Source organism: Leucobacter komagatae, assembly GCF_006716085.1.
Classification (GTDB): Bacteria; Actinomycetota; Actinomycetes; order Actinomycetales; family Microbacteriaceae; genus Leucobacter; species Leucobacter komagatae.
Genome location: NZ_VFON01000001.1, coordinates 2,668,187 through 2,688,495, shown reverse-complemented (window position 1 = coordinate 2,688,495; position 20,309 = coordinate 2,668,187). Strand labels below are relative to the sequence as shown.

The following is a 20,309-nucleotide window of genomic DNA, read 5'->3' as shown; positions in this document are numbered from 1 at the left end:
CCACCAATGACCGCACCAACCACAGCCGCACTCCCCGCGGCCCGGCTGCACAACCTCCGACCTGTCGGCGGAATGGAGACAGCACACGGCGCGCGCGTGCGCGATGACCTCGTCTGGCGTTCAGCGGCCCCGTTCGCGACTCGCGAGGCGAGCAGCGCGGCGGTCGCGGCGCTCGGCGTGCGCACGATCGTCGACCTCCGCGACGCGGGCGAGCGCGAGCGGACACCCCGCGCCTGGGCGCATCAGGATCTCATCGTCGAGGCGATCCCGGTCTTTGGAGACAGGCTTCACACGCTGCAGTTCGACGCGCTGGAGGAGCTCTACGGCATCATGATCGGCGGCCACGGCGGGGCACTCGCGCGCGCGTTTCAGACGATCGCGCACAATGCGGCTGACGGGGTGCTCTTCCACTGCACCGCGGGGAAGGATCGCACCGGCGTGCTTGGCGCGCTCGTGCTCGAAGTGCTCGAAGTCGAGCGGGAGCTGATCCTCGCCGACTTCGCGCTTTCCCAGCAACGGCTCGGAGCCGACTATCTGAGCGACCTGTTCGGCGACACCGACGCCGAGTCGCTCCCGGGCATTGCCGCGCACCGGGCGACGGCGTCGCCGCCCGAACTGCTCGCCGGTGCGCTTACCGCGATCGACAGCGAGTTCGGCGGCCCGAGGTCGTTCCTCCTCGCGCACGGGGCAACAACCTCTGACTTTGAACAGCTGCGCGCGACGATGCTCGTCGCTGAAGGCTAGATCTCGATGCCGTAGAGGTTCGGCTCTGGGACAAGCACCAGGCCGAACTCCTGCTGCACCCGCTGCACGATGAAGCGAGCGAGCTCGCCGACATCGGACGCGGAGGCGTTGCCCCGGTTCGTAATCGCGAGCGTGTGCTTTTTCGACACCGAAGCGCCCGACCCCGGGAGCCGGTAGCCCTTCGGAACGCCTGCGTGCTCGATGAGCCACGCCGCCGAGAGCTTGACGCGCCGCTCGGCCGGCACCGCGGGCACGCGCAGCGGCTGCCCGGCCGCGAGCTCCTCGAACGTCGTCACCGCGGCGGTCGGGGCGGGGTCGGCGACAGGGAACCGCGGCGCGTCGCCCGGCAGCCCGCGCGCGAACCGCTCGCTCACGATCGGGTTCGTGAAGAACGAGCCCGCGCTCCACGAGTCGTGATCGGCTTCGTCGAGCACCATGCCCTTCGCGGCGCGCAGCCGCAGCACCGTCTCGCGCACGGTCTTGAGCGGCACGCGCGCGCCGAGATCGACGCCGAGCGCCGTCGCGAGCTGACCGTAGCGAATCGGCTCGGAGAGTGGCTCTGGGCCGTGCTCGCCCACGCCAATACCCGCGTTTGTGAGCACGATATCGATCGCCAACACGACGCCCTCAAGGCCCTGCTTGATGACCGAGTCGCGGTAGCTCAGCTCGAGTTCTTCGGCGAGCATCTGCCGCGTCTCGTACGTGCGAGCGTCGAGGAAGAGCACCGAGTGCAGCACGTCCGAGAGCTCCTGGCCGTAAGCGCCGATGTTCTGCACGGGCGCGGCCCCGGCCATCCCGGGGATACCCGAGAGCGCCTCGATGCCCGCCCAGCCGCGCTCGACGCACTCGGCAACAAGTGCGTCCCAGTCGTGGCCAGCTTCGACACGGAGCCTGACGGCGCCCGGCGCGAGATCCGGGTCACTCACCTGGGCGACGCCGCTCGTGCGCACGAGCAGCACGGGCCCGGGGTAGCCCTCGTCGGCGACGACGGTGTTCGACCCTCCGCCGAGCAGTAGCCAATCGTCACCGCGCTCCCACAGCTCGATCGCCCGCTCGGTGAGTTCGTGGGCATCGCTCGCGGTGAGGATCTCCTCGGCGGGGCCACCGACCCGCATCGTGGTGAGTGCGGCGAGGGGCTTCAGCGTCACGCGAACGCCACCACCATCTGGGACTTGCCCAGCACTGTCGCGCCGTCGAAGGTCACTTTGAGATCGAGCCGCGCGGTGCGGGCCTCCTCGTCGAGCGCTCCGACGGTCGCCGAGACCGTGACGACAGCGCCGGTCTCGGCATCGACGGGCACGGGCCGGGTGAAGCGCGACTGGAAGTCAACGACGTGGCCGGCGGTGCCGAGCCAGTCGGTCGCGAGCGAGCCCGCGACACCCATCGTGAGCATGCCGTGCGCGAGCACGCCGGGGAGCCCGACGGACTGCGCGAAGTCGTCGCGGTAGTGGATCGGGTTGAAGTCGCCCGAGGCTCCCGCGTAGCGCACGAGGCTGTCACGGGTAAGCGTGTGCTCGCGCTCTGCGACAACGTCGCCCTTCGCGAGGCCCTCAAAGGTCACGACTGCTGCTTCGCTCATGCTTCTTCTCCTCGCACGACAAGGGTCGAAATCGCGGTAACGACGTGCTCGCCCGCAGCGTCAACGATGTCGCTCGATGCGGTGACCATCGAGTGACCGCCGAGCTGCTTTACTGCCGCGATTGTGAGCGTCGCGGTGAGCTCGTCGCCCGCAACGATGGGGCGGGTGTAGCTGAAGCGCTGGTCGCCGTGCACGACGCGTGAGAAGTCAACTCCCGCCTCCTCGTCAGCGAGCAGCTGCGCGAGCGTCGCTTCCTGCACCGTCACCGCGAAGGTCGGGGGCGCGACAACGTCGGCGAACCCCGCCGCGCGAGCGGCCTCTGGGTCGTGATGGAGCGGCGAGCTGCTGAGTACGGCGCGCGCGAACTCGCGCACCTTCTCACGCCCGACGAGGTACGGCTGGGTGGGCGGGTAGACCCGGCCCTGAACGTCTGGATTAACCACGGGATCAGTCTAGCCGGGGTACACGAAAGCCCGCGTTGGCCGTGAGGCCGACGCGGGCTTTCGCAAACTGCCGCTACTTGCCGAGCAGGCCCCCCAGGAGACCACCGAGGCCGCCGCCCTGCGACTTGCCGCCGCCGAGGAGCCCACCGAGCAGGTCGCCAATGCCGCCACCGGCGCTCTGCGCCTGGTTACCGCCGCCGAGGCCGCCGAGGAGCCCGCCGAGCAGGTCTCCAATGCCGCCACCGGTCTCCTCAGCCGCGGGAGCGGCCTTCGACTTGCCCGCGAGGAACTGCATCACGATCGGCGCGAGAAGCGGAAGGAGCATCGGGATGAGCTTCGCGATACCGTCGTTACCCGCCTGCTGACCGAGCGCGTTCGCGACTGCCTCTTCCTTATCGCCGAGCACGTGCTTGACGATCTTCTGGCCATCGGCCTCATCGATGGCGTCGAGCGAGATCTTGCCCTCGGCCGGGGTGTGCTTGCTTAGGGCACCCTCGAGCTTCTGCTTGCCCTCTTCGCTCGAGGCGTTCACTGCGAGGCCACCAAGCAGGCCGGGAAGTGCCTGCTTCACTGCGGAAAGCGCGGTGTCGTCGTCGACTCCAAGCTTCGCGGCGATTTCGCCAACCGGAACCTGCGAAAGCAGGGCATCAAGTGCGTTGTCATTTGCCATTTTGGTGTCCCCAATCGAGTGTCGCCGGGTGCGACTCACACAGCATTACATTACCGCCCGAATGCCGCGGAGGAATAGCGAAATACTTGCAGTGTTGACGCATGTTACGACCCCACTGCGATGTAGCCATCGGCAACGATCTGTCGAAAGGTTTGTGACGAATATCCAACTCAAGGCACCGTTACTCGAATAGGCTGTAATTTATGTCTCGCATTCGTAAAGTGCTCATCGCCAACCGGGGCGAGATCGCTGTTCGTATTATTCGCGCCGCTTCCGACAGCGGCATCGCCTCCGTCGCCGTCTACGCCGATCAGGATCGCGACGCCATGCACTCGCAGCTGGCAGACGAGTCGTACGCGCTCGGCGGCTCGACGAGCGCCGACAGCTATCTCGCAATCGACAAGATTCTGAGCGTTGCCCGCCGGTCCGGCGCTGACGCAGTGCACCCGGGCTACGGCTTCCTCGCCGAGAACGCCGACTTCGCGCGCGCCGTGATCGGCGCCGGCCTCATCTGGATCGGCCCGAGCCCCGAGGCGATTGAGCGCCTCGGCGACAAGGTCTCAGCCCGCCACGTCGCCGAGAAGGTCAATGCGCCGCTCGCGCCCGGCACGAGCGACCCCGTTCAGGGCGCCGACGAGGTGCTCGCGTTCGCCGACGAGGTTGGCCTTCCTGTCGCGATCAAGGCGGCGTTCGGCGGCGGTGGCCGCGGCCTGAAGGTCGCGTACAAGCGCGAGGAGGTCGCTGACCTCTTCGAGTCGGCAACGCGTGAGGCCGTCGCGGCGTTCGGCCGCGGCGAGTGCTTCGTCGAGAAGTACCTCGAGAAGCCCCGCCACGTTGAGACGCAGTGCCTCGCCGACAGCCACGGCAACGTCGTCGTCATCTCGACGCGTGACTGCTCGCTGCAGCGCCGTCACCAGAAGCTCGTCGAGGAGGCGCCCGCGCCGTTCCTCTCGGACGCGCAGAACGAGCAGCTCTACGCTGCGTCGAAGGCCATCCTCCGCGAGGTCGGCTACGTCGGCGCGGGCACCTGCGAGTTCCTCGTCGCGAAAGACGGCACAATCTCGTTCCTCGAGGTGAACACCCGCTTGCAGGTCGAGCACCCCGTCTCTGAAGAGGTCACGGGCATCGACCTCGTCCGCGAGCAGTTCCGCATCGCCGAGGGCGGCGTGCTCGACTACGAAGATCCGGTCGCGCACGGCCACTCGTTTGAGTTCCGCCTGAACGGCGAGGATCCGGGCAACGGCTTCCTTCCTGCGCCCGGCCCGGTCTCGCTCTTCAAGCCCGCGCTCGGCCCCGGCGTGCGCGTCGACACCGGCGTGCAGTCCGGCGACGTGATCTCGGGCGCATTCGACTCGATGCTCGGCAAGCTCATCGTCACGGGAGCGACCCGCGAGGAGGCGCTCGAGCGCTCGCGCCGCGCGCTCGACGAGCTCGAGGTCCAGGGCCTCCCGACCGTGCTGCCGTTCCACCGCAAGATCGTCCGCGACCCGGCGTTCACGGCAGAGAACGGCACCTTCGGCGTCTACACGCTGTGGATCGAGTCGGAGTTCGTGAACGACATCGAGCCGTGGGAGGGCGAGAACGCCGCCCCGTCGACACCGTCGACCCGCCAGGCCGTGGTCGTCGAGGTTGCTGGCCGCCGCGTCGAGGTCACGATGCCGACGACACTGCTGCCGATCGCAGATCAGGATGTCACGCGCGGCCCCGCCCCGAAGCGCGCGAAGGGTTCAGGCGTGGCAACGGCCACGGGCGACTCCGTCGCGGCCCCGATGCAGGCCACCGTGGTAAAGCTCGCGGTTGAGGATGGCCAGGAGGTCGCCGAGGGCGAACTCATCGTCGTGCTCGAAGCGATGAAGATGGAGCAGTCGATCTACGCGCATCGCTCAGGCATCGTCTGCAACATCGACGCGCCCCTCGGCCAGACCGTCCCGAGCGGTCACCCGCTGCTCTCGATCGTCGACGCGGTCTAAGTAGGCCGGGAAGCCGCAGGCGCTGCACATGCTCGCAGCAGGGAAGCGGACCGTACGTCTCCTCGTGACGTACGGTCCGCTTCTTGTTGCCTGCTACCTCGCGGGGATGCTCGTGCACCACCTGCTCATTCAGCTCGCCGGCTTCGTCGGCGCGTGGGCTGAAGAGCTCGGCACGCTGCTGCTGCCGCTCGCGGTGCTCGCCCGCCTCGTCGCGCTCGTCGCGATGCTCGTCGTGCTGCGCGACGGGCTCACCCACGTCGGCGCGCTCCCAGAGTCAGAGAAGCGGCCAGCCAGACGCTTCACCGACGCACTCCTTGCCGCGCTTCTGCCCTTCGTCGCGTTCTACGCGGCTCGGGGCTACCTCGCCGACGACGTCACGAGCTACCTGCACAGGCTGCTTGAGGTGCGCGCCGACATCATCTTCACGACAGACACCGACGCCACGGAGGCGGTGCCGGCCCCCGCCGTGCTCGGGGTCTCCGTCTCTGCCATCGCGCTCATCGTCGTGGCGTACGGGCTTCGCTGGCTGTGGGGGCGCTACCGCGAGCGCCTCCCGGGCGGCTTCGCGCTCGCGGCCGTCTACCTTGAGACGCTCTGGATCTACCTCTCCGCGACGATCATCTCGCGCGGCGTCGAGGCGTTCACCGCCTGGGTTGACTCGCGCCAGGCCATGGTGTGGCTCGCCGACCTGCGAGCGAACCTCACGGGCTGGCTCGCGCCGCTGGGTGCGGCATGGGATACCGTCGCGCTCATCATCGGTGAGGCCGCAAAGGTCACGATCGCGCCGCTCGCCTGGCTCGCGATCGTCGGCGTCATCTACGGGCGCTCGGTGCAGCTGTCGGCGCCCAGCCTCACCGTGCCGAAGCGCGCAGCCCGGGTCGAACAGCGTTTCCAGGTGCTCCCCCAGCAGCTCCGCTCGCGCCTCGGCGACCTCTGGCGCGACTTTGCTTCGCGCTTCACGCCGATCTGGAAGGCGATCCTCCACATGCGCACGGCGGGGCCAGCGTTCATCGGCGCGTACGTGCTCGCGTTCACCGCCGTCCTGTTCTTAGAGGGCGCCCTCCGTGTCGGAATCTTCAGGGCGCTCGGGCCGCACGATATCAACAGCTTCTGGCTGCTCGCAGACTCGTTGATCCTGCTCGCGATCCCGCTCATCATCGAGCCGATTCGCATGGCGCTCGTCGCCAGCAGCTACGACGAGATGATCGGGATCTCGGCGAACACCGGCAACTCCTCGGACGAGATGACGGCGAGCGACAGCTCTCGGGCGTCGTCTGGCACGACGTAGTCGAGTACGAGCTCGTAGGGCGACTCGTCGCCGGTGCACGCGGTGAGTCGCTCGAGCGGCTCGGCGCCAATCGTGTCGGAGCGCTCCGCCCAGCGCCGCTCGCCTCCGCGATCCCACAGCTCGGGGGCCTGGCAGGTCGCCCGCTGCCCCGAGGCCGGCTTCACGGGAAGCACGACCCTGATCAGCCGGGTGCCCGCGGGGAGACCGTACGCCTCGGCGTCGAGCTCGGTCGGCTGCGCTGGCCCGATAATCGCGCCCGCGTAGTTCACCGCGCCGCCGGCGATCGGAGCCCGCTCAGTCGGCTGGTTCGAGGCGTAGCCGCTCCAGGCGCTCCAGCTCATCACCCCCGCGGTGACGGGCAGCAACACGAGGAGCGCGATGAGCGCGACCCTGTTCGTTCGCAACCAGTTCATTCACTACCCCACCCTGTCTCGCGGACCTCGCGCTCGGGCACCCGCTGCAGCTCGTCGAGGTCGAGGGCGACGCTCACGAGCGAGTCGAGCCGGGTGTCGCCGTGCTGCGCAAACTCGATGGCCCCTTGGCCCGCCGCGCCCGCCGGGAGCTCGAACGCGATGCTCCCGGTTTGGGGCACTCCCGTCACCAGCGGCCCGTTGACGAGGGACAGGAACCGTTCGCTCGCGCGATACTCGCGGCGCCCGCTCTCAGCGCCCGGACCAACCCCCGCGCCCGTTCCGAGCACGAACGCGGCCCGCCCCAGGTAGCTCGTCGCGTCGCTCCCGGCCCCCTCAACCGAGAGATCAACAACCAGCCAGTTACCCGGCTGCTCCCAGTCGCCCGCGCGAAGCGTGTCTGCGAGCCCCGCATCGGTGACGGTGACGGTAAAGGTGCGGGCCGTCGCGGCCTCACCGACCGCGGCCGTGACCACGAAGGGCCGCTCGCTGTCGGCGTCCGAGGGAACGGCGCGCAACAGCAGGGAGGCGAGCACCAGCAGGAGCAGGCCGCCGCCCCAGGCCGCCACCGCGCGCGACCGGCGTCGCGCGGACGTCACTGCGAGCCCTCCGCTGCCGCGCCACGAACGACCGCGAGCTCGACCGCCGCGACGGGCTTCGGGTTCGACCAGCGCTCGTCGCTCGTCAGGCGCTGCCCGCGCTCGAGTGCCGCCTCGCGGATGACGACGCGCACGCCGTCGCCCTCGGCCACGCTGTCAGCTGGCACAACCCAGCTCACGACGAGGTCAGCGGGTACGCCTGGTTGCAGCCACGGGCCGAAGGTCGCGTCGTCGAGCCGTGCGATCGACGCGGGCTCTGCGCCCGCGATGTCGTCGCCGAGGCCCTCAACCCTGAGCGCCTGCTCGATCGCGCCGCGCGAGCTCAAGAGCGGCTCGTTCCAGCGGTTCTCGGCGTTCACGAGCAGCGCGAGCACAACCTCGCCCTCCCCGGCGTAGGCCCCGGCCTCGGGGAACCTCTCGAAGAGCACGGCGCGCTCGACCTCCAGGGCAAGCTGCGGGCCAACCTGCGCATCGCCCGGCTCGATCGCTGCAACGGCGGGAGGCACGACCTGCGCGAGGCCGCCAAACGCCGCGGTCACGGCGAGGAAGAGACCCGTGAGGATCCCGGCAAACCAGCCCGTCGGCACCCTGCGCGCCCACCCGGCGAGCCGCTGCCCCGCCCGCGGCGCGGTCGGCGCCTCCGGTGGCGCGGCCTGCTGCGCTGCGGGGTCGGTGGTTGGCACGCTCCCAGTCTAAAGCGAGCGGGGCGCCCTGGGCATACGCCCGGGACACCCCGCTCGATGGTTGCGCTTGCTCGCTACGCGTCCAGCCCCGGCAGCGTACCGAGGCCGTCGACCGCTGGGATCGCGGCGAGCAGGCGCTGCGTGTACGGCTCCTGCGGGTCGTTCCAGACTCGCTCGGCCGTGCCCCGCTCGACGATGACGCCGCGGTTCATGACGGCGACCTCATCGGCGATCGTGCGAACGACCGCGAGGTCGTGGCTGATGAACAGCAGCGAGGCGCCCGAGTCGAGCGCGAGTTTGCGCATCAGCACGGCAACGCGTGCCTGCAGACTCGCGTCGAGTGACGCGATCGGCTCATCACCGATGAGCAGCCGCGGGCCCGAAGCGATCGCGCGCGCGATCGCGATGCGCTGGCGCTGGCCGCCCGAGAACTGGTGCGGGAACCGGCCCCCGACGTCGGCCGGAAGCTCGACCTCGCGGAGCAGGTCGGCGACACTCCAGCTCACCGTCTCGGGGTTCGCCCGGAGGCCATCCTCGATCTGGCTGCCGACCGTGCGGCGCGGGTTGAGCGAGGCGTAAGGGTTCTGGAACACCATCTGGATGCCCATGAGTTCGGCGGGACGGCGCCCCATGCCGAGCTTCTTCACCTCGGCGCCCATGAATTCGATCCGGCCGCCCGCGATGGGCTCGAGCCCGCATACGGCGCGCGCCATCGTCGACTTGCCGCAACCAGACTCGCCGACGAGGCCGACGACGCTGCCCGGGGCAATGTCGAGCGAAACCTCGTTCACGGCGGTCAGCGTGCCGCCGCCTGGAAGCCGGTAGCGCACCGTGAGGGCGTCGACCTTGAGAAGTGGCTCGGTCATGCTGTCTCCTCCGTGCCGCGCGCTGCGGCGCCGTCTGTGCCCACTGCGGGCTCGTCGTCAAGGAACGGCTCGTGGTTCGGCAGCGCCGCGACGAGCGCGCGGGTGTACTCCTCGCGCGGCCGGCGAAGCACGTCAAACCGTGGCCCCTCCTCGATGATGACGCCCTCGCGCATGACCGAGATCCGGTCAGCGAGGCTCGACATCACGCCGAGGTCGTGCGTGATGAGCAGCACGGCGAGTCCGAGCTCGTCACACAGCGAGCGCAGCAGGCGGAGCACGCCCGCCTGCACGGTCACGTCAAGCGCAGTCGTCGGCTCGTCGGCGATCAAGATCTCGGGCTCGCAGATGATCGCCATCGCGATCGCGATGCGCTGCAGCTGACCGCCCGAGAACTGGTGCGGGTACTTCTTGATCGCGGTCTCGGGGTCTGGCACCCTGACGCGCTCAAGCGTTGCGATCGCCCGCGCGCGTGCCGCGCGCTTGTCGATCTTCTCGTGCACTCGCAGGTGGTCGGTCAGCTGGTGCCCGATCGAGAGCATCGGGTGGAGGCTCGCCGTCGGGTCTTGGAAGACCATCGCGACCCGCGTGCCGCGGGTGCGCTCAAGCTCGCGCTCACTCGCTTCGAGCAGGTTCTTGCCGTCGAAGTCGATCCGCCCGCCGGTGCGAGCGCCCGCTGGCAGCAGGCCGCACATCGCGAGGCCGGTCATCGATTTGCCCGAGCCTGACTCGCCGGCGAGGCCGGTGATCTGCCCCGGCACGAGGTCGATGTCGATGCCGCGCACGATCGGTACCGGCTTCGCCTCCGACCCGAACGAGACCGTGAGCCCGCGGATCTGCAGCCCGCCGCGGGCCGCTTCGGTTGCCTGTGCGGCGTTCACATTGCCCTCCCCTGCACTGCGTCCTGGGTGTGGGGGTCGAGCGAGTCACGCAGCGAGTCACCGAGGAAGTTGAAAGCGATGACGACGGTGAAGATCGCGAGGCCGGGGAAGGCCGAGATCCACCACGACGAGAACTGCTCGATGCCGCCAGCGACCATCGCGCCCCAATCGGGGGTTGGCGGCACTGCGCCGAGCCCCAGGAACGAGAGCCCAGAGAGCAGCAGCATCGCGGTGCCGACATCGAGGGTCGCGAGCACGAACACGGGCGCGAGCACGTTCGGCATCACGTCGCGGCGAAGCGTCGTGAAGGGGCCGGCGCCGAGCAGGCGGCCGGCGATGACGTACTCCTGGCTACGCGCGCTCACGACGAGCGACCGGGTCACACGCGCGTACGCCGGCCACGACACGATGAGCATCGCGATGACGGCGTTCGTGAGGCTCGGCCCGAGTGCCGCGGTGATGACCATCGCGAGGATGATCGTCGGGAACGCGAACACGAGGTCAGCGATACGCATGATGACCTCGTCGACGACCTTACCGAAGTAGCCGGCGATCGCTCCGAGGATGCCGCCCACGACCATCGCCGAGGCGACGAGGCCGAGCGAGAGCGGTAGCGAGATGCGCGACCCGTGGATCACGCGCGACAGCACGTCGCGCCCGACCTGGTCGGTGCCGAACCAGTGCTCCGGCCCGGGTGGGAGGAGGCGCGGGAAATCCTGCGCGAGCGGGTCGGCGGGCGCGATGAGCGGCGCGAACAGCGCGATCAAGAGCCAAGCGGCGATGATCACCACGCCGGCGATCGCGAGGGGCGTGCGGAACGCGGGCGGCAGGCTCAGCCGCCGCTTGCGGCGCGTACGCTCCGCCAGAATGTCGGCGCTCATGCGACTCTCACTCTCGGGTCAATGACGCCGTACAGCAGGTCGACGACGAAGTTTAGGCCGATGTACACGAACCCGACGACGAGGCCGACGCCCATGATGGCAGGCAGGTCGAGGCGGGTCGCCGCGGCGAAGGAGTACTGGCCGATACCGTGCCAGGAGAACACCTGCTCGACGAGCACGGTGCCCGACAGGAGCGAGCCGAAGGCGAGCCCAAGCACCGTCAAGATCGGCACAAAGGCGCCGCGCAGGATGTACCCGAAGATCACCTTTCGCCGCGGCAGGCCCTTCGCGCGGGCCGCCTTCACATAGTCCATGTCCATCACCTCGAGCACCGCCGAGCGCGAGAAGCGCGTGAGCAGGCCGATCGTGTAGAGCGCGAGCACGGAGGCGGGGAGAATCAGGTGTCGAAGCGCGTCCCAGAACGTCCAGAAGTCGCCGATGAGGAGCGCATCGATGGTGTACATGCCAGTGACGTGCGGCGGCGGGATGCTCGCCGGGTCGAGGCGGCCGGAGCCGGGCAGGATCCCGAGCAGGAAGAAGAACAGGTAGTAGGCGACGAGCGCGAGCCAAAACGTCGGCCACGAGAGGCCGATGAGGCTCACGACGCGGATCACCTGGTCGACGAACGTGCGGCGCTTCAGCGCCGCCCACAGGCCGAGCCCGATGCCGAGGATCGCCGACCACAGGATCGCCATGACGGCGAGCTCAATCGTCGCGGGGAACGCCGTTGCGAGCTCCTTCGCGACGGGCTGGTGCGTCTGCACCGAGGTGCCCAGGTTGCCCTGGAGCACGTTGCCGAGGTACGTGAAGTACTGCACGACGATCGGCTGATCCAGCCCCTGCTCGGCGCGGAACTTCGCGACGATCTCGGGGTTCGCGGCGGCCTGCTCGCCGAGCGCGGCCTGGACGGGGTCTGACGGGACGAGGTTGGTGAGCGTGAAGGTCACAACCGTCACGCCGAGCAGCAGAAGCACGGTCAGGCCCAGCCGAACGGCGACGTAGCGCGCGAAGGGGTGGAGGCCCTTTCGCGCGCTACGCTCGACGACGGCTAGTGCCTGAGTCGAATCACTTGATGAGGGCAAGGTCGACGGTCCAGACGGGGTTGGTCGTCACGGAGGTCACGCTCGGAGCGGTCACGACGTTCTGCGCCGGCTGCAGGAGCGGCACGAACGGGCCCGACGCGTTGAGCGCCTCCTGCCACGCGGTGTAGGCGGCGTCGCGGGCGTCACCGGTCGCGGTGCGAGCTGCGTCAGACGCGGCGGTCACCGCGGGGTCAGCGCCCTCGGCCCAGCCCGAGCGGAGACCGACGAGCTCGCCCGGCGAGAACACGAGGTAGTTCGAGGCGTCCGGGAAGTCCGGGCCCCAGTACCAGAGGCCAACGGTCTCCTTGCCGTTGCGGTAAGCGTCGAGCTCGGTTGCGACGGGAGCGGGAGCGAGCTCGAGCGCGATACCGACCTCGGAGAGCTGAGCCTGAACGCTCTCGGCGACGCTCTGCAGCGAGAGGCCCTGCACGGTGATGTCGTTCGGGAAGTTCAGGGTGATCTTTTCACCCGCGTAGCCCGACTTCGCGAGCGCTGCCTTGGCAGCCTCAACGTCGCGCTGGTTACCCTGCTCAGCGGTGAGTGCGCCCGAGAAGATCGAGGGCACGACCCCGCCGGGGCGTGCCGAGCCGTCGCCCGCGAGGTCAACGATCTTGTCGTAGTCGACGCCGAGCTTCACTGCCTTCACGAAGTCGGGGTTGCTCGTCATCGCGTTGACGGCGGGATCCTGGTTCAGGAGCAGGAAGATCATGTAGCGCGACGCGTTGTTCACGACCTTGACGTCCGAGCCCGAGAGCTCTGCCACCTGGTCGGGGTTCAGGTCGAGCGCAACCTGCGACTCGCCCTTCTCGACGTTGAGCTTCTGGGTCGGGCCTTCGACGTTGCGGAGCACGACGCGCTCGTAGGCCGGCTTGTCGCCCGTGTAGTTCGGGTTCGCCTTGAAAACGACCTGCTTGGCCGCGTCAAAGGACTCGAGCTCGTAGGGGCCCGAGCCTGCCGACTCGCCGTTGAGGAAGGTCTCGGCAGCGTCGGTGTCGTCAGCGGTGCCACCGTTCGCCTCGACAACCTCCTGGTTCACGACGGAGAGCGCCGGGTTCGGGAGGATGAAGGGGAGCGCCGGGTTCGGCTCTGCCGAGGTGAGGGTCAGCGTATCGTCGCCGGTCTTCTCGACGGTCACACCGTCGAGCAGGAACGAGGGGTTGCCCTTCACGCCCTGCACACGCTGCAGCGAGAACACTGCGTCGTCAACAGTCACGTCGCTGCCGTCCGAGAATTTCGCGCCCGACTTCATGGTGAGGGTCATCACCGTGTTGTCGTCGTTCATCTCGTAGCTCGCGAGGCCGTCAACGGGCTTCGTCACGTCCTCGCCATTGAACGTGAGGAGCTGTTCGTACAGCGCCTTCGCGACGATCGAGCCCGTCGTCTCGTACTGGCGGTTCGGGTCGGCGGTCTTCAGGTCGAACGAGGCGTCGACGACGAGCGACTTTGCGCCGCCGCCACCACCGCCCGCTGCAGGCCCGCCGGCGCAGCCGGTGAGCACCAGCGCCGCGGCAGCCACCGCCGCGACACCCGAGAGGGTGCGGGAAAGAGAAAGCTTCATCGGATCTCCTCAGAGTCGGAATACACGGGAAATGGATACCCGTATTGAAGTATGAGCGTTCTACGCCAATTCGTGCAAACCGAGATCCGGCTTGGCGGCAAATCTTCCGCTTGCCCGAATGAATTGTTACAATCTGTCCCATAAAATGTTACTGAAGCAACGGAGCTGAGGACGAAGTGAAACTCGATAGCGTACACCGGACAATGATCGAAGCGCTGCAGCGAGACGGCCGCATGTCGATCAACGCGCTCGCCGAACACCTGGGCATCTCGCGGTCAAACGCCTACCAGCGGTTCGAACGCCTCGTCTCCGAGGGCATCATCCGCGGGTTTTCGGCCCAAGTTTCTCCACCCGAGGTCGGCCTGCCCATCTCCGCGCTCGTGTTCGTGACCCTCGATCAGCGCCTCTGGCCCGAGTTTCGCGCCGGGCTCAGCTCGATCGCCGAACTCGAGTACTTCGCGGTGACGACGGGCGGGCACGACTGCATGCTGCTCATCCGCTCAGCGAGCGTCACCCGCATTCACACGCTCGTCTCCCTCGAGCTCGCGAGCTGGGAGTCGGTGAAGTCGACCGAGACCGTCTTTCTCATGGATGAGCAGTGGAGCTGGCCCGAGCTGCCCGACGCCGACGCGCCTGCCGCGGCCCAAGGCCCCGCCCTCGGACAGGAGACCGGTATGACCAGGTTCATTCGGCAGCGCCGCCCCGCGCCCGGGGAATAGCCCGCTCGCCGGGCTCGTTACACTCTGCATGGCCGCACCGAAGCTTTCGTTCCTTGATCTTGCAACCGTCGAGCGGGAAGGCAGCGTCGCCTCGGCGCTCGCGCACTCCGTGAAGCTCGCGCAGACAGCGGAATCGGGCGGCTATTCGCGAATCTGGTACGCCGAGCACCACAACATGCCGACGATCGCATCGAGCGCGCCTGCGGTGCTCATCGCGCACATCGCGTCGCAAACGGAGCGCATCGGCCTCGGTTCGGGCGGCGTCATGCTGCCAAACCACTCGCCCCTCGTCGTCGCCGAGCAGTTTGGCACGCTCGCCGAGCTGCACCCCGGCCGGATCCACCTCGGCCTCGGGCGGGCTCCCGGCACCGACGGCGCAACGTTCCAGGCCCTCCGCCGCACCGTGCAGGCGGCAGACGCGTTTCCGAACGACGTGCTCGAGCTGCAGGCTTACCTCGGCAGTGACCTGCCGCTGACCGGCGTGAACGCCTACCCGGGGCGCGGCACCAACGTGCCGATCACCATCCTCGGCTCCAGCCTCTTCGGCGCAAACCTCGCGGCCCAGCTCGGGCTGCCGTACTCGTTCGCGTCGCACTTCGCGCCGCAGGCGCTGAACGCGGCCGTGCAGCACTACCGTTCGAACTACCAGCCGAGCGCCAAGCACCCCGAGCCCTACGTGAGCGCCGGCGTCAACGTGATCGCCGCTGAGAACGACGAGGCCGCACGCCAGCTGTTCGCCCGGGCAGAGGTCGAGCGCATCCGGGCGTTCCTCTCGCGTGGGCGCGACGTGCCGCTCACGATCGAGCAGGCCGAGGCGATTCGAGACACCCCTGCCGCGACCGAGATTCGCTCGATGATGCGCTACACCGCGGTTGGCGGGCCCGAGCGGGTGCGCGAACAGCTCGCAGACTTCGCAAAGCTCGCGGACGCCGACGAGCTTGTGACGGTGCACCCCGCCCCCACCCGCGAGGAACAGCTCGAGTCGCTCCGGCTTGGGGCGCCCGCCTAGACCCCCAGCGCTCAGCGCAACCTCAGCCCACGGCAAGGAGTCTGCCTCCCAGTAGCGGCCCCTGCCAACGCCGGGCCCAACCCCCGCGCTGGGAATGCAATCTGCAACAGCAATGCCCGTTCCGGCTGGAACGGGCATTAGCACTGCAGATCACAGGGCTGGCGGCCGACGCCTCGGCTGCGGCAGCACGGCGGCCGCGCAGGGGGCGCTACTCGACCGTGATGAGGCCCGTCATCTCCGGATGGATGGAGCAGAGGTAGTCGAAGTCGCCCTTGTCGTTGAAGACGTGGGTGTAGCTACCCTCGCGCATGAGCTCGCTCACGAAGCTACCGTCTTTCGCGACGACGTCGTGCTCGTTCGACGGCCCCTCGAACACCCACCGAACTGCCTCGCCCTGCGAGATCGTGAACTCCTTGGGCTCGAACTTGTTATCGACAACCCGCACGGTCATGGTGACCTTCGCGTCGTCGTCAGACGGCACGAGCGGCGGCTTCGCGGGCGCGCAGGCGGCGAGCCCGATGGCGAGCGCGAACACGCCCACGCTCGCCATCAGGTGACTGCGCGCGCGGCGCTTCGAGACCCGGGTTTCCGGTTGCAGCTGCGTCACGTTGAGCCCTCTCCTAGTGCACGTGCATCGCGCGGGCGGCGTCGGTGATCGCGCCGGTGAGCGATGGGTAGACGGTGAACGCCGACGCAACCTGGTCGACGGTGAGGCGGTGCTCGACGGCGAGCGCGAGCGGGAAGATGAGCTCACTCGCCCGGTGCGCGACGATGACGCCGCCGATGACGGTTCCCGAGGCCTTCCACGCGAACAGCTTCACGAAGCCGTCGGTGAACCCGATCATCTTCGCGCGGGGGTTCGCGTTCAGCGGGATCGTGTGGGTGATGGCCGTCGCAACGTTCGTCGCGTCGGCGAGCGTCCGCTCGTTCCACCCGACGGTCGCGATCTCGGGGTACGTGAAGACGTTCGATGCGACGTTGCGCAGGTCGATCGGGCGCACGAAGTCGCCGAGCGCGTGCATGATGGCCGTGCGGCCCTGCATCGATGCGACCGAGGCGAGCGGGAAGAAGTCGGTGCAGTCGCCGGCTGCGTAGACCGACGGGGTCGAGGTGCGCGCGACCTTGTTCACCTTGATGTGGCCGCTCTCGTTGAGCTCAACGCCGGCCTCCTCGAGGCCCAGCCCCTGAGTGTTCGGGATCGAGCCAACAGCCATAAGACAGTGCGAACCCTCGACGACGCGGCCGTCCGCGAGCGTCACTCGAACGCCATCTTCGGTGCGCTCGACGGCGTCGGCGCGCGACTTCGACATCACGTTCATGCCGATGCGCTTGAACTCGTGCTCGATGACCGCCGCCGCATCCGGATCCTCGCCGGGGAGCACCTGCTCGCGGCTCGACACGAGCGTGACCTCGGCTCCGAGCGTCGCGTACGCGTTCGCAAACTCGGCGCCCGTGACGCCAGACCCGACAACGATGAGGTGCTCGGGCACGTCCTGGAGGTTGTAGAGCTGCTGCCAGGTGAGGATGCGCTCACCGTCGGGCTTCGCCGAGTCGAGTTCGCGCGGGCTCGCGCCGACCGAGACGACGATGGTGTCTGCCTCAATGCGGTCGAAGTCGGTGCCGCCCTCCTGCGAGGTCGACACCAGCACGGCGTTCGGGCCGTCGAGTCGGCCGGAGCCCTGCACGAGCCGCACGCCGCTCTCTTCGAGGCTCAGTCGCATGTCGGTCGACTGCGCGCCGGCCATCGCCAGGAGCCGCTTGTTCACGGCCGCGAGGTTCACGGCGATCTCGGGGCGCACGGGCTTGCCGTCGCCGCCGGGCAGGAAGGTCTGCACGCCGAGCTTGCCCGCGTCGCGCACGGACTGCACCGCGCCCGCCGTCGCGATCAGGCTCTTTGAGGGAACAACGTCGGTGAGCACGGCCGAACCGCCCACTCCCGCGCGCTCCACGAGCGTGACCTCTGCCCCAAGCTGCGCGCCCGCGAGCGCGGCCTCGTATCCGCCAGGTCCGCCGCCGAGAACAACGATCCTGTGCTTACGTTCTTTCGCCATACCTCAAGTCTAGGCGTGCTGCGGCATACTCAGCACCGTATGATCGGGGACTTAGGGCGCTGCGCACTTCTCTTCGACCGCGCAGGCCGTATACGCGACAGCGACGTTGGAGGCAATTGGTGTCAGAACCGCAGGCAGAACCGGTACTTGAACGCGACCCGGGCATGCCCTCAAGCACCTGGCGCATGCGAAGCGACGCGTGGGAATACCTGCGCTTCGCGGTGAAGCGACTCGCACTCGGGGACCGCTCGGAGGCGACGGAGGCACTCGCCGCCGACAGCGAGATTCACCGCTCGCTACGCGCGCTCGAGACCGTCGAAATGTACTGGGCCGGATTCGGGCAGCGCTACGTCACGACGATCGGCGAGATGCTCGCCGCGGGTGAGTACCAGGCGGCACTCGACCGGATCGGCAGGGTGGTCAACCGGCTGCGCGCGATCGGCACGTCGGAGGAGGCGACGGGCGAGTTCGATCCTGATTCCGATGATGAGTTCGCGGGCGACAACGATCCGCGGCCCCGCTTCGAGGTGCTCATCGTCGACGAGACGACGCCCGCAGATCGCGACACGATGCGCGCCGAGAGCCTCCGGATGCGCAGCGCGGCCGACGCGTTCGTCTACGAGTACGTCATCGTCCCCTCCGCAGATGACGCTGTGGCCGCGGTGCTCACGAACCCGAACATCCTCGCGTGCGTCGTGCGGCCGGGGTTCAGCGAGCGAACGAAGCAGACGTTGAGCCGCGACCTTCGCGAGACGATCGAGCTTGCCCACGCGCAGACGGCCGGCCCGCAGACGACCGCGCGCAACCAGCTCGCCTCGGTGCAGCGGGTGCTCGGCCTCGCCGACACCCTCGCGGCACTGCGCCCCGAACTCGACCTCTACCTCATGGCGGGCGCGCACATCGAGGATCTCGCGGGCGCGATGACGAAGCGCTTCCGCCGCGTCTTCCGCCGAGAGGATCACCTGGAGCTGCACCTCTCGCTCTTGCGCCGGGTCTCGCATCTCTACGACACCCCGTTCTTCTCCGCGATCCAAGATCACGCTCGCCGCCCCGTCGGCGTCTTCCACGCCCTCCCTGTCGCCCGCGGCGGCTCGGTGATGTCGTCGAAGTGGATCCGCGACCTCGCCGACTTCTACGGCCTGAACCTGCTGCTCGCCGAGACGAGCGCGACGTCGGGTGGGCTCGACTCGCTGCTCGCCCCCGTGCGCACGCTGAAGAAGGCACAGGAGCTCGCGGCTCGCGCCTACGGCGCGAAGCACACGTTCTTCGTAACGAACGGCACGTCGACGGCAAACAAGGTCGTGCATCAAGCGCTCGTGGCGCCGAACGACGTCGTGCTCGTCGATCGCAACTGCCATAAGTCGCACCACCACTCGATGATGCTCACCGGCGGCCGCCCCGCCTACCTCGACGCGTACCCGCTCAACGACTTCGCGTTCTACGGCGCCGTGCCGATCGACCGCATCAAGCAGCTGCTGCTCGACTACCGCGCGGCCGGTCGCCTCGACGAGGTGCGCATGGTGACGCTCACGAACACGACGTTCGACGGCATCGTCTACGACCCGTACCGCGTCATGAGCGAGTGCCTCGCGATCAAGCCCGACCTGGTCTTCCTGTGGGATGAGGCGTGGTTCGCGTTCGGCGCGTTCCACCCGGTCACCCGCCGCCGCACCGCGATGGCTTCCGCGAAGCTGCTCGAACAGCAGCTGGGGTCGGCCGCGCACGAGCGGGCCTACCGCGAGCAGCAGGAGCTCCTGTTCGCTGAGGACGGCACGCCGGCAGCCGACGAGGTCTGGCTGCGCGAGCGGCTCATCCCGTCGCCCGAGGCGCGCGTGCGCGTCTACGCGACGCAGTCGACGCACAAGACGCTCACCGCGCTCCGCCAGGGGTCGATGATTCACGTGTGGGATCAGGATTGGGTGCGCGACGCGCAGGATCCGTTCCACGAGGCCTACATGACGCACACGTCGACCTCGCCGAACTACCAGATCCTCTCCTCCCTCGACATCGGCCGCCGCCAGGTCGAGCTCGAGGGCTTTGAGCTCGTGCAGCGTCAGCTCGACCTTGCGACGAGCCTGTCGCAGGCGATCGCGCGGCACACGCTCCTGCGCCGCACGTTCCGCGTACTCACCGCGCACGACCTCATCCCCGAGCAGTACCGCGGAACCGGCAGGGCTATGCCGCTGCGCGACGGCCTGTCGAACATGTGGGAGGCGTGGGCGACCGACGAGTTCGTCGTCGACCCCTCGCGCATCACGATCGAGATCTCGCGCACGGGCGTTGACGGTGACACGTTCAAGCACGAGCACCTCATGGACCGCTACGGCATCCAGGTCAACAAGACGAGCCGCAACACCGTGCTCTTCATGACGAACATCGGCACCTCGCGCAGCTCCGTCGCCTACCTCATCGAGGTGCTCGTGAAGCTCGCGGAGCGATTCGAGGAGGAGCAGGCGCAGCGCGACACCGAGCAGCCGCTACCAGCCGAGATCCCGATGCCGCCGCTGCCCGACTTCTCGTCGTTCGCACCGCGCTACGCAACCGACGAGAAGCTGCCCGACGGCGACCTGCGCGCGGCGTTCTTCCGCGGTCAGCGACGCGGCAACATCGAGTACGTGCTCGGCGATGACCTCCGAGCCCGCGTCGACGCTGGCGAGAAGCCGATCTCGGCGGGCTTCGTGACACCGTACCCGCCTGGCTTCCCCGTGCTCGTGCCCGGCCAGGTGGTCTCGCCCGAGGTGCTCGCGTTCATGAAGGTGCTCGACACCCGCGAGATCCACGGCTACGACCCGCTGCGCGGCTACCGCATCATCAAGGAGTCCTAGCGGGCTCACTCACTACGCCGGGTGCGTTCCGAAGGGAGCGCACCCGGCGTAGTC

20 protein-coding genes are annotated in these 20,309 nt (G+C 68.5%); 6 read left to right on the top strand and 14 right to left on the bottom strand.

Annotated features, from left to right (window positions below; genetic code table 11):
• The first annotated feature begins 6 nt into the window (after window positions 1-6).
• Entirely contained in the window at window positions 7-744 is a 738-nt protein-coding gene (locus FB468_RS12275; RefSeq protein WP_141887600.1) for a tyrosine-protein phosphatase, read from the top strand.
• Here FB468_RS12275 and FB468_RS12270 read toward each other — a convergent pair.
• From FB468_RS12270 to FB468_RS12255, 4 genes are all read right to left on the bottom strand, one after another.
• Window positions 741-1,892, bottom strand: a complete 1,152-nt coding sequence (locus FB468_RS12270; RefSeq protein ID WP_141887599.1) for a UDP-N-acetylmuramate dehydrogenase — start codon at window positions 1,890-1,892, stop codon at window positions 741-743. The genes FB468_RS12275 and FB468_RS12270 overlap by 4 nt on opposite strands.
• Window positions 1,889-2,323: a MaoC family dehydratase gene (locus FB468_RS12265; RefSeq protein ID WP_141887598.1), complete on the bottom strand. Its 435-nt coding sequence runs from the start codon at window positions 2,321-2,323 to the stop codon at window positions 1,889-1,891. The genes FB468_RS12270 and FB468_RS12265 overlap by 4 nt, the downstream gene beginning before the upstream one ends.
• Window positions 2,320-2,766 carry an FAS1-like dehydratase domain-containing protein gene (locus FB468_RS12260; protein WP_141887597.1) on the bottom strand — a complete coding sequence of 149 codons (447 nt, stop codon included), beginning with the start codon at window positions 2,764-2,766 and terminating at the stop codon, window positions 2,320-2,322. Before FB468_RS12260 ends, FB468_RS12265 begins: the two co-directional genes overlap by 4 nt.
• Before the next feature lie 73 nt (window positions 2,767-2,839).
• The gene (locus FB468_RS12255; RefSeq protein ID WP_141887596.1) at window positions 2,840-3,436 is read right to left on the bottom strand and encodes a DUF937 domain-containing protein; all 597 of its coding nucleotides are present in this window, start codon (window positions 3,434-3,436) and stop codon (window positions 2,840-2,842) included.
• 203 nt (window positions 3,437-3,639) lie between these two features.
• Here FB468_RS12255 and FB468_RS12250 point away from each other — a divergent pair, with 203 nt between their 5' ends.
• Both FB468_RS12250 and FB468_RS12245 read left to right on the top strand, forming a co-directional pair.
• Complete coding sequence (locus tag FB468_RS12250; protein ID WP_141887595.1) at window positions 3,640-5,406, top strand: acetyl/propionyl/methylcrotonyl-CoA carboxylase subunit alpha; 1,767 nt, start codon at window positions 3,640-3,642, stop codon at window positions 5,404-5,406.
• Window positions 5,407-5,434: 28 nt separating this feature from the next.
• A complete protein-coding gene (locus tag FB468_RS12245) occupies window positions 5,435-6,694 on the top strand; it encodes a hypothetical protein (protein ID WP_141887594.1) in 1,260 nt (419 codons plus the stop codon).
• Here the strand turns inward: FB468_RS12245 and FB468_RS12240 are convergent.
• From FB468_RS12240 to FB468_RS12205, 8 genes are all read right to left on the bottom strand, one after another.
• Complete coding sequence (locus FB468_RS12240; protein ID WP_141887593.1) at window positions 6,598-7,107, bottom strand: hypothetical protein; 510 nt, start codon at window positions 7,105-7,107, stop codon at window positions 6,598-6,600. The two genes, FB468_RS12245 and FB468_RS12240, sit on opposite strands and share 97 nt — an antisense overlap.
• Window positions 7,104-7,703: a DUF4352 domain-containing protein gene (locus FB468_RS12235; protein ID WP_141887592.1), complete on the bottom strand. Its 600-nt coding sequence runs from the start codon at window positions 7,701-7,703 to the stop codon at window positions 7,104-7,106. Before FB468_RS12235 ends, FB468_RS12240 begins: the two co-directional genes overlap by 4 nt.
• Window positions 7,700-8,386 carry a hypothetical protein gene (locus FB468_RS12230; RefSeq protein ID WP_141887591.1) on the bottom strand — a complete coding sequence of 229 codons (687 nt, stop codon included), beginning with the start codon at window positions 8,384-8,386 and terminating at the stop codon, window positions 7,700-7,702. Before FB468_RS12230 ends, FB468_RS12235 begins: the two co-directional genes overlap by 4 nt.
• A 74-nt stretch (window positions 8,387-8,460) precedes the next feature.
• Window positions 8,461-9,252 (bottom strand): ABC transporter ATP-binding protein, encoded by a 792-nt coding sequence (locus FB468_RS12225; protein WP_141887590.1) that lies wholly within the window; start codon window positions 9,250-9,252, stop codon window positions 8,461-8,463.
• Entirely contained in the window at window positions 9,249-10,130 is an 882-nt protein-coding gene (locus FB468_RS12220) for an ABC transporter ATP-binding protein (RefSeq protein WP_246055865.1), read from the bottom strand. The genes FB468_RS12225 and FB468_RS12220 overlap by 4 nt, the downstream gene beginning before the upstream one ends.
• A complete protein-coding gene (locus tag FB468_RS12215) occupies window positions 10,127-11,011 on the bottom strand; it encodes an ABC transporter permease (RefSeq protein WP_141887589.1) in 885 nt (294 codons plus the stop codon). The genes FB468_RS12220 and FB468_RS12215 overlap by 4 nt, the downstream gene beginning before the upstream one ends.
• Window positions 11,008-12,093, bottom strand: a complete 1,086-nt coding sequence (locus FB468_RS12210; RefSeq protein WP_141887588.1) for an ABC transporter permease — start codon at window positions 12,091-12,093, stop codon at window positions 11,008-11,010. Before FB468_RS12210 ends, FB468_RS12215 begins: the two co-directional genes overlap by 4 nt.
• Window positions 12,077-13,651 (bottom strand): ABC transporter substrate-binding protein, encoded by a 1,575-nt coding sequence (locus FB468_RS12205; protein ID WP_141887587.1) that lies wholly within the window; start codon window positions 13,649-13,651, stop codon window positions 12,077-12,079. Before FB468_RS12205 ends, FB468_RS12210 begins: the two co-directional genes overlap by 17 nt.
• Before the next feature lie 176 nt (window positions 13,652-13,827).
• Between FB468_RS12205 and FB468_RS12200 the strand changes: the two genes are divergently transcribed.
• Window positions 13,828-14,370: an Lrp/AsnC family transcriptional regulator gene (locus tag FB468_RS12200; RefSeq protein ID WP_281290281.1), complete on the top strand. Its 543-nt coding sequence runs from the start codon at window positions 13,828-13,830 to the stop codon at window positions 14,368-14,370.
• 28 nt (window positions 14,371-14,398) lie between these two features.
• Complete coding sequence (locus FB468_RS12195) at window positions 14,399-15,379, top strand: LLM class flavin-dependent oxidoreductase (RefSeq protein WP_141887585.1); 981 nt, start codon at window positions 14,399-14,401, stop codon at window positions 15,377-15,379.
• A gap of 208 nt (window positions 15,380-15,587) precedes the next feature.
• Here the strand turns inward: FB468_RS12195 and FB468_RS12190 are convergent, their stop codons facing one another.
• Both FB468_RS12190 and FB468_RS12185 read right to left on the bottom strand, forming a co-directional pair.
• Entirely contained in the window at window positions 15,588-15,986 is a 399-nt protein-coding gene (locus FB468_RS12190) for a cupredoxin domain-containing protein (RefSeq protein ID WP_246055864.1), read from the bottom strand.
• A gap of 13 nt (window positions 15,987-15,999) precedes the next feature.
• Window positions 16,000-17,430 carry an NAD(P)H-quinone dehydrogenase gene (locus tag FB468_RS12185; protein ID WP_141887584.1) on the bottom strand — a complete coding sequence of 477 codons (1,431 nt, stop codon included), beginning with the start codon at window positions 17,428-17,430 and terminating at the stop codon, window positions 16,000-16,002.
• Between the two features lie 164 nt (window positions 17,431-17,594).
• Here FB468_RS12185 and FB468_RS12180 point away from each other — a divergent pair, with 164 nt between their 5' ends.
• Window positions 17,595-20,255, top strand: coding sequence for an aminotransferase class I/II-fold pyridoxal phosphate-dependent enzyme (locus FB468_RS12180; protein ID WP_141888304.1), 2,661 nt, complete (start codon window positions 17,595-17,597; stop codon window positions 20,253-20,255).
• Window positions 20,256-20,309: the final 54 nt, after the last annotated feature.